At 65.1% G+C, this 15215-nt stretch carries 14 protein-coding genes; 9 read left to right on the top strand and 5 right to left on the bottom strand.

Annotated elements, in window-relative coordinates; translation table 11 throughout:
• Positions 1 to 56 precede the first annotated feature (56 nt).
• Positions 57 to 1565 carry a sensor histidine kinase gene (locus BLQ74_RS05490; protein ID WP_090261532.1) on the top strand — a complete coding sequence of 503 codons (1509 nt, stop codon included), beginning with the start codon at positions 57 to 59 and terminating at the stop codon, positions 1563 to 1565.
• A 63-nt stretch (positions 1566 to 1628) separates the two neighbouring features.
• Here BLQ74_RS05490 and BLQ74_RS05485 read toward each other — a convergent pair whose 3' ends face one another.
• Positions 1629 to 2318: a response regulator gene (locus BLQ74_RS05485; RefSeq protein ID WP_090261531.1), complete on the bottom strand. Its 690-nt coding sequence runs from the start codon at positions 2316 to 2318 to the stop codon at positions 1629 to 1631.
• A 583-nt stretch (positions 2319 to 2901) separates the two neighbouring features.
• Here BLQ74_RS05485 and BLQ74_RS05480 point away from each other — a divergent pair.
• The 3 genes from BLQ74_RS05480 to BLQ74_RS05470 are packed head-to-tail and all read left to right on the top strand — an operon-like array spanning position 2902 to position 7326.
• Positions 2902 to 4641, top strand: a complete 1740-nt coding sequence (locus tag BLQ74_RS05480) for a type I secretion system permease/ATPase (RefSeq protein ID WP_090261530.1) — start codon at positions 2902 to 2904, stop codon at positions 4639 to 4641.
• Complete coding sequence (locus tag BLQ74_RS05475) at positions 4642 to 5988, top strand: HlyD family type I secretion periplasmic adaptor subunit (RefSeq protein WP_090261529.1); 1347 nt, start codon at positions 4642 to 4644, stop codon at positions 5986 to 5988. It begins immediately after the preceding gene.
• Positions 5989 to 7326: a TolC family outer membrane protein gene (locus BLQ74_RS05470; protein WP_090261528.1), complete on the top strand. Its 1338-nt coding sequence runs from the start codon at positions 5989 to 5991 to the stop codon at positions 7324 to 7326. It begins immediately after the preceding gene.
• A gap of 109 nt (positions 7327 to 7435) precedes the next feature.
• Here BLQ74_RS05470 and yaaA read toward each other — a convergent pair whose 3' ends face one another.
• Complete coding sequence (yaaA, locus tag BLQ74_RS05465) at positions 7436 to 8215, bottom strand: peroxide stress protein YaaA (protein ID WP_090261527.1); 780 nt, start codon at positions 8213 to 8215, stop codon at positions 7436 to 7438.
• A 409-nt stretch (positions 8216 to 8624) separates the two neighbouring features.
• Between yaaA and BLQ74_RS05460 the strand changes: the two genes are divergently transcribed.
• The 5 genes from BLQ74_RS05460 to moaB all read left to right on the top strand — a co-directional run bounded on the left by BLQ74_RS05460 (position 8625) and on the right by moaB (position 12205).
• Complete coding sequence (locus BLQ74_RS05460) at positions 8625 to 10016, top strand: PhoH family protein (protein ID WP_090261526.1); 1392 nt, start codon at positions 8625 to 8627, stop codon at positions 10014 to 10016.
• 346 nt (positions 10017 to 10362) lie between these two features.
• Complete coding sequence (gene moaC, locus BLQ74_RS05455) at positions 10363 to 10839, top strand: cyclic pyranopterin monophosphate synthase MoaC (protein ID WP_090261525.1); 477 nt, start codon at positions 10363 to 10365, stop codon at positions 10837 to 10839.
• A complete protein-coding gene (locus tag BLQ74_RS05450; RefSeq protein WP_090261524.1) occupies positions 10836 to 11084 on the top strand; it encodes a MoaD/ThiS family protein in 249 nt (82 codons plus the stop codon). The genes moaC and BLQ74_RS05450 overlap by 4 nt, the downstream gene beginning before the upstream one ends.
• A 2-nt stretch (positions 11085 to 11086) precedes the next feature.
• Entirely contained in the window at positions 11087 to 11539 is a 453-nt protein-coding gene (gene moaE, locus BLQ74_RS05445) for a molybdopterin synthase catalytic subunit MoaE (RefSeq protein ID WP_090261523.1), read from the top strand.
• A gap of 105 nt (positions 11540 to 11644) precedes the next feature.
• Entirely contained in the window at positions 11645 to 12205 is a 561-nt protein-coding gene (gene moaB / locus BLQ74_RS05440) for a molybdenum cofactor biosynthesis protein B (RefSeq protein WP_090261522.1), read from the top strand.
• A gap of 17 nt (positions 12206 to 12222) precedes the next feature.
• Here the strand turns inward: moaB and BLQ74_RS05435 are convergent, their stop codons facing one another.
• The 3 genes from BLQ74_RS05435 to BLQ74_RS05425 form a co-directional block, all read right to left on the bottom strand.
• Positions 12223 to 12600: a putative zinc-binding protein gene (locus tag BLQ74_RS05435; protein WP_090261521.1), complete on the bottom strand. Its 378-nt coding sequence runs from the start codon at positions 12598 to 12600 to the stop codon at positions 12223 to 12225.
• A 106-nt stretch (positions 12601 to 12706) separates the two neighbouring features.
• Positions 12707 to 13351 carry a two-component system response regulator NarL gene (gene narL / locus BLQ74_RS05430; protein ID WP_090261520.1) on the bottom strand — a complete coding sequence of 215 codons (645 nt, stop codon included), beginning with the start codon at positions 13349 to 13351 and terminating at the stop codon, positions 12707 to 12709.
• Positions 13351 to 15207 carry a histidine kinase gene (locus tag BLQ74_RS05425; protein ID WP_090261519.1) on the bottom strand — a complete coding sequence of 619 codons (1857 nt, stop codon included), beginning with the start codon at positions 15205 to 15207 and terminating at the stop codon, positions 13351 to 13353. The genes narL and BLQ74_RS05425 overlap by 1 nt, the downstream gene beginning before the upstream one ends.
• Between the last annotated feature and the right edge of the window lie 8 nt (positions 15208 to 15215).

Below are 15215 nucleotides of genomic sequence, written 5' to 3'. Positions count from 1 at the left end.
CTTTTTCGCGGTCGTTGTTCCTACTTCACATGTGTGAGCATCAAGGACGTACGAGCATGGCGAAAGATTCAAAGGTCCAATCAATTGCAGAGACTATCGTCGCTGACTCACCTGAGACGTTGGTCGAGTCCGATGATCAGACCAAGGTCCAGCCGAAAGACAAATCATTGTTCAACTTCGCACGTAATAAAGTGCGTGGCTGGAGCCGTTCCACCCAATTCGTGATCGCCGCCACCTTCATACTCGGATTGACCATGTTCTTTGTCGGCGATTTGGTCAGCGAACGTGTCAAAAGTGCCGCGCTGCAAAGTGCCGCGGAAGCCGGAGCCTTATATATGGAGGCGTTCCTGGAACCCTATGTCCAGGAAATGAACGAGCGTTCGGAAATATCCCAGGAGAGTATCGCGGCGCTCGATCAAATGCTGAATACCTCCTCGCTCAAGCGGCATGTGGAGTCGATGAAGATCTGGCGTCCGGATGGCACCGTGGTCTACAGCACGGACAAATCCATCCTGCGGCAGACCTTCGCCACGGATGAAATCGCCGGGGCGCTGGGTGGCCATGTGGTGACCGACCTGGAGGATCTCTCGCAGGACGAGAACCGCTTCGAACGCGCGCTGAATGTGCCCTTGTATGAGATCTATGCGCCGCTGCGCGACGGCAAGAGCGGAAAGATAGTGGCGGTTGGCGAGTTCTACGAACGCGCCGATGGCCTGGAAAAGGAAATCGCCAAGGTTCGTGGTCAGGTCTGGCGCGTGGTGGGAACCGCGACCCTGGCGATGCTGCTGTTGCTCTTCTTCATCGTCCGGCGCGGCGACGCCATTATCCAGCAACAGCAAGTGGCGCTGCGCTCGCGGGTCATCGAACAGGCTCGCTTGCACAGCAAGAACGCCATGCTGCAACGACGCATCGCCAAGGCCAATCAGGAGTTCTGGAAGATCAACGAGCTTACCCTCAGGCGCCTCGGCGCCGACCTGCACGATGGACCGGCGCAGTTGCTCACTTTGATCCTGATTCGCCTGGATGATCTGGCCGATCAACTGGAGGCCTGCGCCAAGCTCCCCGGCGATCGCGAGATCTACGAAAGCATTCGTGGCGCGGCCCAGGACGCGCTGCGCGAAGTGCGGGATATCTCCCGTGGTCTGGCATTGCCGGAAATCAGCGAGCTGAGCCTGCGCGAAGAACTGGCTCTGGTGGCCGGACGTCATGAGCAGCGCACCGGCAGCAAGGTCGAACTGGCGTTGGGCGAGTTGCCGGGGGATTTGCCTTTGCCATTGAAAATCTGCATCTACCGTTTCGTTCAAGAGAGCCTGAACAATGCCTTCATGCATGCCGGCGGCGCCGGCCAGCGGATCGTCGCCGATTATCGCAACAGACTCTTGTCTCTGACGGTCTGCGACTCTGGGCAGGGTTTCGAGGTCGCTGCGACGCCTATCGAAACCGACGGCCGAGGCCATCTCGGCCTGGCGGGCTTGCGTTATCGCGTGGAATCTTTTGGCGGTTCTTTCACTGTCGAGTCGGAACTTGGTGTCGGCACGCGGGTGCGGGCGCAATTTCGACGGTAACTATTCGCGCAAGGCTGGATTTAATGCTTATTGTCCTTTTTGAATCGTTGCCTGAGGCGTCAATCAGAACTCCTTGAGGTGGTTGAATTGTGGCGAAGGGCCGATTCTGCCTAAGTTCTCGCTTTCCCAATATCGGCGTAGCGCCGTCACAGCCTCCACGCGATTGCGCGCATGAAGTTTCTGCATGACACAGGTCATGTAGTACTTCACGGTCTTTTCGCTGATGGCAAGTTTCTCGGCCACCTCCTTGTTGGTCAGTCCCTTCGATACTTCACGAATGACCTGCTCTTCGCGATGTGTCAGGTCTATCTTCTTGATTTCTATTTCCCGGCGTTTGAAGTTACTCAGTAACTTGCGCTCGAACTCCGGGGTTATATGAATATCCCCACGCGCCACATTGCGGATGGCGGTCACCAGATCCGGACCGCTGATGCCCTTGAGCAGATAACCCCTGGCGCCGGCTTCCAGGGCGCAGTAAGCATCCTCCTCGGATTCGGAGACGGTGAGCATCAGGACTTTCACTTGCGGATGTTCGGTGGCAATGAAACGCACTGCGGAGAACGGGTCTCCCGGCATGTTCACATCCATCAGCAATACGTCCGGTTGCAGGCGCATGGCGATGGATTTCGCCTCGTCGGCGTTGGCACCTTGTTCCAGTACCTTGAAGTCGGCGCGTTTGCGCAAGGCGTTGGCGACGCCTTCGCGCAATAGCGGGTGATCGTCGACGATACCTATTCGTATGACGCTGTCCATGATGCGTTCCTGTTCGTGCTGGTGGATCGAGCGAAGTTGGCATTCGCGAAATTGAGCACGATGTGGTTCGACAAATATTTGACTGGCTGCGCTGTTCGGTCACAGCTCAAGCGCGTACGGGGTAGGCCGCATTGTCATGAGTAATAGCAGCTTGAGATGAAACGACAGGTTCGCTCGTCGGTTTCCCCGGCGCGGGCGTGACCGCCGGGATAGCGGAAATTCAGCGGGAGACGGCGGAAAAGCGTATGCCAGGGCGGTTCGCGGCGGCGATCGGCAAAACCATGGGCGGCCCGTGATTGGACTTAGGTCGCACGATTTTAGGGTGTCAAAGGCATGCCGAATTATCCGCGTGGCGCTCGATTAGTATTGTAAGCATTTGATTTATAAATGATTACTTTAATCATGCAGTGTTCGATAATCGGCCAGATGTGGGGCGCGCTTCTCGCCAGGCGCGCACGCTCTCCTAGTCTCAAGATGAAAACCGACTGGGCAGTGGCGCTGCGGCGGGATGGGCAAGGACTTGAAGTCGTCATGCCAGGCACAACGCACAGGGCTTCCCAGGGACCAGCCTTGGTGAACGAGCATGACGCACAGGAACGCAGGACCCCGCTCCGAACTCGCCGAAGCACTGTTTCGCCTGCGCCACACGTTCTATTGCCTGGCCGGCTTCAGTGGCGTGATCAACCTGCTGATGCTGACCCCGGCGGTCTATATGCTGCAGGTCTACGACCGCGCCCTGGCGAGCAGCAACACCACCACGCTGTTGATGCTGACCGTGCTCATGCTCGGGCTCTATGTGTTGCTCTCGCTGCTCGAAGTGATGCGCAGCACGGTGATCATTCGTCTCGGCAATCGCCTGGACATGGACCTCAACCGGCGGGTCTTCAGCGCCGCCTTCCAGCGTAATCTGCGGCGTTCCGGCAGCAGTCCGGCGCAGGCCTTGCAGGACCTTACCCAGGTTCGCCAGTTCCTCACCGGCAATGCGCTCTTCGCTTTCTTCGATGCGCCCTGGACACCGGTCTACCTGGGGATCGCCTTTTTCGTGCATCCCTTGCTGGGTTTCCTCACCCTTGGTGGCTCCTGCGTGCTGGTGGCCTTGACCGCGCTCACCGAGCTGTCCACTCGCAAGCCCCTGGCCGAGGCCAACGCCGCCGCCCAGGCGTCGGCGACATTCGCCAACAACAACCTGCGCAACGCCGAAGTGATCCAGGCCATGGGCATGTTTCCAGGTATCGCCCGTCGCTGGTTCGCCAGTCATTTGCGCATCCTCGGGATGCAGAGCCTGGCCTCCGACCGCGCGGCCTATATCGGTGGCCTGGCGCGCTTCGTCCGCATCGCCCTGCAATCGCTGATTCTCGGCGCCGGCGCCTGGCTGGCCATCGAGGGCAGCATCACGCCGGGGATGATGATCGCCTGCTCGATCCTCAGTGGCCGGGCCCTGGCGCCGGTCGAGCAGCTCATCGGTGCCTGGAAAAACCTGGTCATCACCCAACGCTCCTGGGCGCGCCTGCAGGATCTGCTGCGGGAGTTCCCAGAAGCAGCGCAGGCAATGAAGCTGCAGCGTCCGCTAGGTCTGCTGGCGGTGGAGAATGTCAGCGCCGGGGCACCGGGTAGCGGACTGCCTTTCGTGCAGGGGGTGAACTTCAATCTCGCACCTGGGGAGAGCCTCGGCATCATCGGCCCCTCGGCGGCGGGCAAGTCGACGCTGGCGCGTCTGCTGGTGGGCATCTGGCCGGCGCACAGTGGCAAGGTACGTCTGGATGGCGCCGATGTGTTTGCCTGGAACAAGGAGGAACTCGGCCCCTGGCTTGGCTACCTGCCGCAGGACGTCGAGCTGTTCGAGGGCAGCATCGCCGAGAACATCGCCCGTTTCGGAGAACTCGACAGCGACGCGGTGCTGCTGGCGGCCAAGCGTGCCGGCGTGCACGAGATGATCCTGCGTTTCCCGCAGGGCTACGACACCCGCCTGGATGCCGAGGGTGGCCCGCTCTCCGGTGGGCAGAAACAGCGCATCGGCCTGGCCCGGGCGTTGTATGGCGATCCCGGTTTGCTAGTGCTCGACGAACCCAACTCCAACCTCGATGACCTGGGTGAAAAGGCGCTGATCGAGGTGCTCGAAGACCTCAAGCGACGCCAGCGCACCACGGTGGTGATTTCCCATCGCCCCAGCACCCTGAAAACCGTCGACAAACTGTTGATGCTGCGCGAGGGCTGCATGCAGATGTTCGGTCCGCGCGATGAGGTTTTCGCCAGTCTGTGCCAGGCCAATGTGCTCGGCGGCGTGGCGTCGCCCACGCTGGCCGCGGTCAGGGGGAGGGAGTGAATGGCCCGTCTCGACGTGCAGCAGAAGCCTCTCATGCCGCCGGAGGCTGGCGCGCTGATCGCCGTCGATGCCCAGCGCCCGGCGCGCTGGGGCATTGTCTTGATCCTCGTGGCGTTCGGTGGATTCCTCCTCTGGGCTTGGCTGGCGCCGCTGGACGCCGGGGTGGTGGCGGCGGCGACGGTGAAGGTGTCGAGCGACCGCAAGGTCATCCAGCATCTGACCGGCGGAAGTATCGAAGCCATCCTGGTACGCGAGGGCGATCACGTGCGGCGTGACCAGGAACTGGTCCGCCTGGACGCCACCCAGGCGCTCTCCGAGCAGGGCGTGGTCAGTGCCCAGTACATCGTCTCGCGTGCCGTGGAGAACCGCCTGGAGGCCGAACGCGATGGTCTCGATGAGATCGTTTTCGACCCGCTATTGCTGAAGCGTTTCCAGGATTCACCGCAACTGGCGGCGTCGATCAGCCTGCAACGGCGCCTGTTCGCCGCGCGTCGTGCCAGCCTGGATGGCGAGGTCAGCATCCTGCGCGAGTCGCTGGTCGCCGCCGAGCGGCAGATGCAGGGCCTGCGCCAGGTGCAGGGAGCCCGCGCGGCGCAGCTGCGTTATCTGCAGGCCGAGCTGGACGGTGCCCGCCAGTTGGCGCAGGAAGGGTATATCCCACGCAACCGCATGCTCGAACTGGAGCGCAACGCCTCCGAACTCAATGCTTCTCAGGCGGAGAACCTGAACGCCATGGCTCAGGTCCGTGGCCAGGCGGCGGAGCTCAAGTTGCGCATCCTTCAGCAGGCCTACGACTATCGCAAGGAGGTCCAGGCGCAACTGACCGATGTGCAGAAGGAAAGCAGTACCTTGGCCGACCGCCTGCAGGCGCTGGACTACCAGGTTCGTCATACCGTCATCCGCTCGCCCATCGACGGCATGGTCCAGGGGCTCAGCGTCACCACCATCGGTGGGGTGATCCAGCCCGGCTTCAAACTCATGGAGGTCGTCCCGCTCAATGAGCCGCTGCAAGTCGATGCCATGGTTCCGGTGCAGGCCATCGACCGCATCGAGCCGGGCTTGCTGGTGAACATTTCTTTCCCCGCCTTCAACCATGTGCAGACCCCCAACATCCCCGGCACCGTGCTCACGGTCTCCGCCGATCGCATGATCAACGAGGAGAACAAGCAGCCGTTCTATCTGGCCCAGGTCCAGGTCACCCCGGCAGGCATGGTGATGCTCGGTGACAACCGCATCCGTGCCGGCATGCCTGCCTCGGTCACCATCAGGACCGGAGAGCGGAACCTGCTGAGCTATCTGCTCAAGCCCCTGCTCGACCGGGTGAGCCATTCCTTCAAGGAGCAGTGAGTGTCTACCCGTGTCGCTCTGGCCTTGTGCATCGCTAGCCTGGCTCCGTCAGTGCATGCGCTGGACCTGCGCGAGGCCTGGGGCATCCTGCAGTACCAGGGGCCGCTCTATCTGTCGGCAGTACACGAGCGCGATGCCGCACTGGAAAACCGCAACCTCGGCAAGGCGGGGTTGCTGCCGCAGGCCAACCTGAACGCCTACCAGAGCCATATCAATGGCACGCAGCGGCAGCCGGACGCCTACGGCCGCAGCCACGACAGCGATCTCAACTACAACGCCAAGAGTGCCGTGGTGCAGGTTCGCCAGCCGCTGTTCAACAAAGAGAAGCTGGCGACCTATCGGCAGGGCAAGCACCAGGCCGACATGGGCGAGGCGGTATTCGACGCCAAGGCCCAGGATGTCGCCGTGCAGTTGGCGGGGCGCTACTTTGACGTGCTGCTGGCACACCAGACCATCGAACTGGCCGAGGCGAAACTGCGCGCCTACGCGTTGCAGGTGGTTTCCACCACGCGCCGCCGGGAGCTGGGCGAGGGGACCGTCACCGATATCGACACCGCTGTCGCCCGGCGTGACCTGGCCAATGCCGAGCTGATCGAAGCCCGCGACCATCTGCTGGTGGCGCGCCGCCTGCTGCAGGAGCTGATTGGCGAAACGCCGGATACCATCGCCACCTTGCAGGGGAATTTCCCGACGCCAGGGCTGCAACCGGCCACCCTGTCCGAGTGGTTGCTGAAGGCGCGCGTCGACAGCCCGAACATCGCCGCGCGCCGACTCGGTGTGTCGGTGGCCGAGCAGGAGGTCGCCAAGGCCAGGGCTGGGCACTGGCCGACGCTCGATCTGGTGGCGGGCTACACCGCCGCCGACAGCGAGTCGCTTTCCACTCTTGACCAGCGCAACCGCTACGCCTCCATCGGCGTGGAGTTGAATGTGCCGCTGTTCAGCGGCGGCTATGTGAGTGCCCACGTGCGCCAGACCGCGGCCAGTCGCGAGCAGGCGGAAGATGACCTGAACGCCACCCGCGAAGCGGTCTTGTCCAACACCACGCGGGAGTTCCTCGGCGTGCAGAACGGCGAGGTACGCGTCCATGCCCTGGAGGTGGCTGTGCGTTCCAGTGAAAAGGCGCTGGCATCGGCGAAGAAGAGTTTCCTCGCCGGCAGTAGCACCAACACCGACATCCTCGACGCCGAGCAGCAGGTATTCAACGCCCAGCGCGATCTGTTCGAGGCCAAGTTGCGCTACCTCCTCTCACGCCTGCGCCTGGCCGCGCTGGTCGGTGCCCTGGGGGAGGACGATATCGACCAGGTCAATGCCTACCTGGGGCCGCAGTTGCGGTTCTGACCCGCAGCCGGCGGCCGGGCGTGAAGGGGTTCTTCGCGCAATGCCGGGGCGGGCGGCGCACAGGGCAGGTGCCAGCGGCGCTGGCCCAGCGCCGCGTTCTCGAGGCGGATCAATCCTCGGCCTGGTCGCGGAGGAACACCAGGCGATCGGCGGACGATTCTTCGGCGGCATAGCGATAGCCGGCGTAGGCGAAGTCCTTGAGCCCCTCGGGGTCGCTCAGGCGTTCCTTGATCACGTAGCGCGCCATCAGCCCGCGGGCCTTCTTGGCGTAGAAGCTGATGATCTTGTACTGGCCGTTCTTCAGGTCCTTGAACTCGGTGTCGATGATGCGCGCGTCCAGCGCCTTGCGCTTCACCGCGCCGAAGTATTCGGTGGAGGCCAGGTTGAGCAGCACGGCGTCGCCCTGTTCGGCCAGTGCCTCGTTGAGCCAGCCGCTGATGCGCTCGCCCCAGAAGGCATACAGGTCCTTGCCGCGCGGGTTGGCCAGCTTGGTGCCCATTTCCAGGCGGTACGGCTGCATCAGGTCCAGCGGCCGCAGCACGCCGTAGAGGCCGGAGAGCATGCGCAGGTGGCGCTGGGCGAAGTCGAAGTCGGCGGCGTCGAAGTCCTCGGCGTTGAGGCCGGTGTAGACGTCGCCCTTGAAGGCCAGCAGCGCCTGCTTGGCGTTGCCCGGGTTGAAGTCCGGGTGCCAACTGGCATAGCGCGCGGCATTCAGGCCGGCGAGCTTGTCCGACAGGCTCATCAGGCTGCCGATCTGCGCCGGGGTCAGTTCGCGCAGGATGCCGATCAGCGCCTGTGCATCATCCAGGTGCACGGGCAGGGTGTGGCGGTCGGTGACCGGCGCGGTTTCGTAGTCCAGGGTCTTGGCGGGGGATATCACCATCAGCATCGTGCGGTCTCCTCGAAGCGTCGGGCGATTGTAGGGACTTGCCGGAGCAGGCTCCAGCGCTGGGGGCGATCGAGGAAAACGACGGGGGGAGGGGCGCGAGGGGCAATCGTTCGGCATCGCTAAGCCGATGACTGGACTCATAAAACTAGCCCCATGCGGAGGCTCCGCCAAGGTATTTCGTCGTAGGAAGAAAAAAACACCGGTGATAAGGAAAAAGACTTTCTACCGTCACAATTTTTACGGTATTTGTGGAGTCGTAGACCGCCGAACCCTGCAGACAGGTGGCGGCCCCGGCCCGCACCTTTCTTGCAGTCCTCTCGAGCCTTGCATCGAGAGTTGGTGGCTCACCGCACGGCGGAGCGCTGTCTCGGCATTCCGTCGTACCGCCCCCAGAAGAGGTGACCCGCGTATGGATGACCACGGACGCTCCAGCACCACCCAGCCCATCTTCTACGTCCTCGATACCAACGTTCTGATTCACGATCCAAACGCGCTGCTGAATTTCCAGGAACACCACGTCGCCATCCCGATGACGGTGCTGGAAGAACTCGACAAGCTGAAGACCGGCAAGCATTCGGTGGCCGCCGAGTGCCGCCAGGCCATTCGCCTGATCGACCAGGTGCTGGGCGAGGCCTCGCCCGAGCAGGTCGAGGAGGGGGTACCGATCCAGCGCGGCAAGAGCGGCCCTTGCGGCAGCCTGTCGATCCTCATGAGCAAGCGCGCCGAGCCCATCACCTGGCTGCCGGAGCACCTCAACGACAACAAGATCATCAACCAGCTGGTCGAGCTGCAGAGCCGCAACAGCGCGCGCCGCGTGGTGCTGGTGACCAAGGACATCAACATGCGCCTGAAGGCGCGCGCCTGCGGGGTGGCGGCGGAGGACTACCACACCGACCAGTTGATCGACGACGTGGCCATGCTCTCGCGTGGCTATCACTCGCTGACCGGCTCCTTCTGGGACCGCGTGAGCAAGGTCGAGACCCGCCAGGACCACGGTCGCACCTGGCACCGCGTACAGCTCACCGACAACCTGCCGGCGGTGCACATCAATGAGTTCATCGTCGACGAGCAGGGCTTCGTCGGCTGGATCAAGGGCATCCAGCAGGACGAGCTGCTGATCCTCGACCTGCACCAGGAGCCGCTGCTGCACCAGGAAGCCTGGGGCCTGCGCCCGCGCGACGTGTACCAGTCGCTGGCGCTCTACGCGCTGCTCGACCCGGACATCCACCTGGTCAACCTGTCCGGCGCCGCCGGTTCCGGCAAGACCATCCTGGCGCTGGCCGCGGCCATCGAGCAGACCATGGTCACCAAGCGCTACCGGCGCATCATCGCCACCCGCAGCGTGCAGGGCCTGGACGAAGACATCGGCTTCCTCCCCGGCACCGAGGCGGAGAAGATGGAACCCTGGCTCGGCGCCATCACCGACAACCTGGAGGCCCTGCATTCGGACGACGAATGCACCCACGGCAGTGTCGATTACATCCTCAGCAAGGTGCCGCTGCAGTTCAAATCGCTGAACTACATCCGCGGCCGCAGTTTCCAGCAGAGCCTGATCCTCATCGACGAGTGCCAGAACCTCACCCCGCACCAGATGAAGACCATCATCACCCGCGCCGGCAACGGCTCGAAGGTGATCTGCCTGGGCAACCTGGCGCAGATCGACACGCCCTACCTGTCGGCCACCAGCTCCGGCCTGACCTACCTCACCGAACGCTTCAAGGACTTCCCCCACGGCGTGCACGTGACCCTGCAAGGGGTGCCGCGCTCGGTGCTGGCGGAGTTCGCCGAGGCGCACCTGTAGATAGCGCCAGGCGGCCATAGGCGCCAGTCGCTGCAGCCCCCCTCTCCCGTCAGGGAGAGGGGGAGAGGCGCGCGGCCAAGGGCACTCCCCGGCGTCGGGCGGAAGGCCGTTCGCGCTCGCACGCCGCTTCAGCCTGTTCATCGCCTCCGCCACGGTTGAGCGGCGGATAACCTCGGCGCTTATCCGTGTATGGACTCCTTCCGGTTCGCCAGTGCGTTTCTGCCCGGCTTCCGTGATACCTCCTTTTGTATACAATCCATCCACCAATGCGCCGTCCGCCGGACTTCCAGCGGGCCGCCCAGGGCGTACACTTGTCCCCATCGCCCGTCATACCCGGAGACTGTCCTTGCTCACCCATCTCGATTCCCAAGGCCGCGCCAACATGGTCGACGTCACCGACAAGGCCGTGACGTCCCGTGAAGCGGTGGCCGAAGCCCGGGTGCGCATGCGCCCGGAAACCCTGCGCCTGATCCAGGACGGCGGCCATCCCAAGGGCGACGTTTTCGCCGTGGCGCGCATCGCCGGCATCCAGGCGGCGAAGAAGACCCACGAACTCATTCCGCTGTGCCACCCGTTGCTGCTGACCAGCGTCAAGGTCGAACTGCAGGCCGAGGGCGAGGACTGCGTGCGCATCGAGGCGCGCTGCAAGCTGGCCGGGCAGACCGGGGTGGAAATGGAAGCGCTGACCGCCGCCAGCGTCGCCGCACTGACCCTCTACGACATGTGCAAGGCGGTGGATCGCGGCATGATCATCGAAAGCGTGCGCCTGCTGGAAAAACTCGGCGGCAAGAGCGGCCACTACCGGGCGGAGGCGCCGCAATGATCCACGTGCAGTACTTCGCCCGCTACCGCGAAGCCCTCGGCCTCGACGGCGAGCAAGTGGCCTGGGACGGCGCCTTCGCTCGCGTCGACGACCTGCGCGGCCACCTGCTGCAACGCGGCGGCGTCTGGGCGCTGCTCGCCGAGCAGAACCTGATGTGCGCGCGCAACCAGGAACTCTGCGGCCTCGACGAGCCCTTGCAGGACGGCGACGAAGTGGCCTTCTTCCCCACCGTGACCGGAGGTTGAGCATGGCCGTTCGGGTCCAACAAGCCGCCTTCGATCCCGGCGCCGAACTCAATGCCCTGCATGCGGCCAACGTCGGCGTCGGCGCGGTGGTCGGCTTCGTCGGCTACGTGCGCGATTTCAACGATGGCCGCGAGGTCGGCGGCATGTTCCTCGAACACTATCCGGGCATGACCGAGAAGGCCCTGGAGAAGATCGCCGCCGAGGCCGAGCAGCGCTGGCCGCTGCTGCGCCTGGAGATACTTCACCGCATCGGCCGCCTGGAGCCGGGCGAGCCGATCGTCTTCGTCGGCACCGCCAGCGCCCATCGCCAGGCCGCCTTCGATGCCTGCAACTTCGTCATGGACTACCTGAAGACCCGCGCGCCGTTCTGGAAGAAGGAAGACACCGGCGAAGGCCCGCGCTGGGTCGAAGGCCGCTGCAGCGACCAGGCCGCCGCCGAGCGCTGGAAGCGCTGAGCGCCTCTCTCGTCCGCGCCCTGCCCGTACCTCTTCCGGGGAATGGGCCGGGCGTCGCCGCGGCGTCAGGCTGGGGGCCTTTGCCTAACGCCCCGGAGCCGTTCCATGAGCCATCTGGCCACCCAGGATTTCCACGCCCTGCGCATCGCCGTACTGACCGTCAGCGACAGCCGCAGCCTCGACACCGACGACTCCGGCCGGAGCCTGGCCGAGGCCTTGCAAGCGGCCGGGCATGTGCTGGCCGAGCGCGCCCTGGTGACCGACGACATTCACCAGATTCGCGCGCGGGTCTGTGCCTGGATCGCCGATGCGCGCACCCAGGTGGTGCTGGTCACCGGCGGCACCGGCTTCACCGCGCGGGATAACACGCCGCAGGCGGTGCTGCCGCTGCTGGACCGGCGGGTGGATGGCTTCGGTGAGTTGTTCCGTGAGCTGTCGCGGGCGGAGATCGGCACCTCTGCCTTGCAGTCGCGGGCGCTGGCCGGGATCAGCAACGGCACCCTGGTCTGCTGCCTGCCCGGTTCGCCCGGCGCCTGCCGCACGGCCTGGCGCGAAATTCTGCTGGGCCAGTTGGACAGCCGCACCCGGCCCTGCAATTTCGTCGCGCATCTGAAAGTGTCGCGCCAGGGTTGTGGCGAGGGTTGTGCCTGCGGCAGCCGGGCCTGATGCGAACGCCGGCGCCCTCAGGCGCGCTGGCTGGCCAGGACCTTGAGCAGGTAGGCGACCTCTTCGTAGAGCAGCTCGCTCTGTTGCGCCGAGCAGCGTTCATTGTCGCGTCGGCGCAGGCCGTATTCGCTGAGGGTCAGGTGGGTGTGCGGGGTCAGCCCGTGGCGCGCCAGGCAGGCCGCCGCGCAGTGTTGCGGACAGCCGTCGAGGGCGATCAGCGGGCGGCCGTCGCGCGCTTCGTCCAGGCGCGAGGGCAGGGTGCCGATGCCGGCGGTGCAGTACATGTCCGCCAGCCCTTCACGGCACAGGCGCAGGGTCAGGTCGTTGGCCAATTGCGCGAGGTTCGAGCAGCCGGAACAGGAGCAGACGAGGGGGCGGTTGGACATCCGGCGCATCGGTGGCACCTCAGGGAAGATGGCCGAGAGTGTCCGGCGTGGATGGGGCGGGGTGGTTTGATCCAGGTCAAGGGCGCGGCGCCGGCGCGCGGCCGCCGGGTGACTTTCAGGCCAGGCGGTTTTCCACCGCCCAGACCGCCGCTTCGACCCGCGAGCGCATGCCCAGCTTGTGCAGCACGCGCTTGACGTGGACCTTCACCGTGCCTTCGGTGATGTCCAGCTTGCGCGCGATCATCTTATTGCTGGCGCCCTGGGCCAGTTGGCGGAGGATCTGCCGTTCGCGCTCGGTGAGTTCCTCGACGCGCTTGGGCTGCATGTCGCCGCGCAGGGCCTGGGCCAGCACCTGGGTCAGTTGCGGGCTGATGCTCAGTTGCCCGGTGGCGGCCTGGCGGATGTGTTCGAGCAGGCGCTCGGGCTCCATGTCCTTGAGCAGGTAGCCGTCGGCGCCGGCGCGCAAGACGTTGATCACGTCGGCGCGGTCGTCGGAGACGGTGAACACCACGATGCGCGCGTCGACCCCGGCCTCGCGCAGGGCGCGCAGGGTTTCCAGGCCGTTCATGCCTTTCATGTTGAGGTCGAGCAGGATCATGTCCGGCTCCAGCTCGGCGGCCAGGCGCAGCGCGGTCGCGCCGTCGCTGGCCTCGCCGACCACCCGCAGGTCGTCCTCCATTTCCAGCAGTTGGATCACGCCCTTGCGCATCATCGGGTGGTCGTCCACCAGCAGCAGGCGGGCGGGCTCGTGGCTGTTCATCAGGTGCTTTCCTTGTGCGTGCGCGGCGCCAGCGGGCGCGGGATGAAGCGCAGGCTGACCCGCGTGCCGCACGGCTGGCGCGCGGCGATGTCGAGCTGCGCGCCGAGGGTCTGGCCGCGTTCGCGGATGATGCTAAGGCCGTAGTGGCCGTCGCGGCTCTGCGCTGGGTCAAAGCCGATGCCGTCGTCTTCCACGCTGACCGCCACCTGGCCGTCTTCCTGCCGCGCCAGGCTGACCCAGGCCTGCCCGGCGCCGGCGTGGCGGACCACGTTGGACAGCGCCTCGCGGACGATCTGCAGGATATGGATTTCCTCGTTGGGGTTGAGCGGGATGTGCGCCAGGCGATCGTCCAGGTGGATGGCGATAGCGCCGCGCTCGGCGAACTCGGCCACGGTGTTCGCCAGCGCCGCTTGCAGGCTCGATTGCTCCAGGCTCAGGCGGAAGGTGGTGAGCAGTTCGCGCAACTGGCGATAGGCGCTGTTGAGGCCTTCGCGCAGTTCTTCCAGGGTTTCGTCGAGCTTCGCCGCCGGGGTGTCGCGCTTGAGCTGCATGCCCAGGCGGCTGACCTGGATCTTCAGGTAGGACAGCGACTGCGCCAGCGAGTCGTGCAGTTCGCGGGCGATGGTGCCGCGCTCGGCGAACAGCGCCAGGCGGCTTTCCTGTTCCTGTTGCAGGGTCAGGGCGAAGGTCCGCGCGATGTTGTCGCAGAAGGTCTCGACCAGCTGCCGCTGCCAGTCCTCCAGGCGGCCGTCGCCGGGTTCGATGAAGAGTTCGCCGAAGCGGTGCTCGCCGATGGCCAGCGGTTGCACCAGGCGTGGCCGCGCGTCCTGGGTGTCGTCGCCGCAGGCGCTGACGCAGGCGCGGCAATCGCCGGCGCGGCAGAAATCGGCGGCGACGCCGGTGGTGGTCAGCGTGCCGTAGGCCAGCTCGACGCCATCCTTGTTCAGGCAGAGGGTCACGCGGCCGGCTTGCAGCACCTGTTCCAACTGCTTCAGCAAGGGTTGCAGGCTGCGCTGGTCATAGGGGTCTTCGCCGAGGCGGCGGGCGCTGGCGTAGAGCAGTTCGAGGCGCTGGTGGCTGCGCGACAGGGCCTGGGTCTTCTCCGCCACCCGTGCTTCCAGGTCGCTGTACATGCCTTGCAGCTCGCCGGCCATCTGGTTGAAGCGCTCGCCGAGCAGGCTCAGTTCGTCCTCGCCGCTGCTGGCCACCCGCGCATCCAGCTCGCCATGGCCGAGGCGGTGGGCGGTGCGGGTCAGTTCGCGCAGCGGGCCGATCACGTGGTAGCTGAGGTCGTAGAGGCAGACGAAGACCACCAGCAGGCTGAGGAACAGGCACAGTCCCTGTACCGTGCTGAGCAACTGCGAGCGGTCCTCGGCGTTGTGCTGCAGGGTGCCGACGAAGGCGTCGATGTGCGCGACGAAGGTGTCCAGGTCGGCCAGCACCGGCGCCTGGGCGGCGTCCAGCGCGGCCAGCTCGGCGCGCAGCTTGGCGTGCTCGCGGCGCAGCGGCGCCTCGTCCCCGGCGCGTTGCAGCACGCGCTGGATGTCGTTGCCGGCCAGGCGTTGGCCGAGGGTTTCGAGCAGCGCCTGGCGGCGCGCCGCGGACGGCTCCAGGGCCAGGCGGTAGGAGAGCATGCGCAGCGAGCCGGCCTGGTTGATCACCGCCGCGTCCTGGTGCGCGTAGTCGGCGAACAGCAGGGCGCTGAACATGCCGATCAGGGCCAGCGAGACCAGCAGGGTGAGGTAGCAGCCGAAGCGCAACACCAGCGACGTGCGCAGCGAATGGCGCTCCAGCGCCGGACTACCTCCAAAGATCCGCTCGCTGCCGGCAGCCCCTGGCAGTCGCTCTGCTTTCATCACTAAAC

The organism is Pseudomonas panipatensis, assembly GCF_900099785.1.
Classification (GTDB): domain Bacteria; phylum Pseudomonadota; class Gammaproteobacteria; order Pseudomonadales; family Pseudomonadaceae; genus Pseudomonas; species Pseudomonas panipatensis.
Note: the sequence above shows the minus strand (reverse complement) of the source record. Positions and strands in the feature narration are given on the sequence as shown.

What these genes read in the sequence shown, in the direction of transcription:
- BLQ74_RS05490 (WP_090261532.1), top strand. Translation starts at nt 57, where the DNA reads ATGGCGAAAGATTCAAAGGTCCAATCAATTGCAGAGACTATCGTCGCT.
- BLQ74_RS05485 (WP_090261531.1), bottom strand. Translation starts at nt 2,318, where the DNA reads ATGGACAGCGTCATACGAATAGGTATCGTCGACGATCACCCGCTATTG.
- BLQ74_RS05480 (WP_090261530.1), top strand. Translation starts at nt 2,902, where the DNA reads ATGACGCACAGGAACGCAGGACCCCGCTCCGAACTCGCCGAAGCACTG.
- BLQ74_RS05475 (WP_090261529.1), top strand. Translation starts at nt 4,642, where the DNA reads ATGGCCCGTCTCGACGTGCAGCAGAAGCCTCTCATGCCGCCGGAGGCT.
- yaaA (WP_090261527.1), bottom strand. Translation starts at nt 8,215, where the DNA reads ATGCTGATGGTGATATCCCCCGCCAAGACCCTGGACTACGAAACCGCG.
- BLQ74_RS05460 (WP_090261526.1), top strand. Translation starts at nt 8,625, where the DNA reads ATGGATGACCACGGACGCTCCAGCACCACCCAGCCCATCTTCTACGTC.
- BLQ74_RS05450 (WP_090261524.1), top strand. Translation starts at nt 10,836, where the DNA reads ATGATCCACGTGCAGTACTTCGCCCGCTACCGCGAAGCCCTCGGCCTC.
- moaE (WP_090261523.1), top strand. Translation starts at nt 11,087, where the DNA reads ATGGCCGTTCGGGTCCAACAAGCCGCCTTCGATCCCGGCGCCGAACTC.
- moaB (WP_090261522.1), top strand. Translation starts at nt 11,645, where the DNA reads ATGAGCCATCTGGCCACCCAGGATTTCCACGCCCTGCGCATCGCCGTA.
- BLQ74_RS05435 (WP_090261521.1), bottom strand. Translation starts at nt 12,600, where the DNA reads ATGCGCCGGATGTCCAACCGCCCCCTCGTCTGCTCCTGTTCCGGCTGC.
- narL (WP_090261520.1), bottom strand. Translation starts at nt 13,351, where the DNA reads ATGAACAGCCACGAGCCCGCCCGCCTGCTGCTGGTGGACGACCACCCG.
- BLQ74_RS05425 (WP_090261519.1), bottom strand. Translation starts at nt 15,207, where the DNA reads ATGAAAGCAGAGCGACTGCCAGGGGCTGCCGGCAGCGAGCGGATCTTT.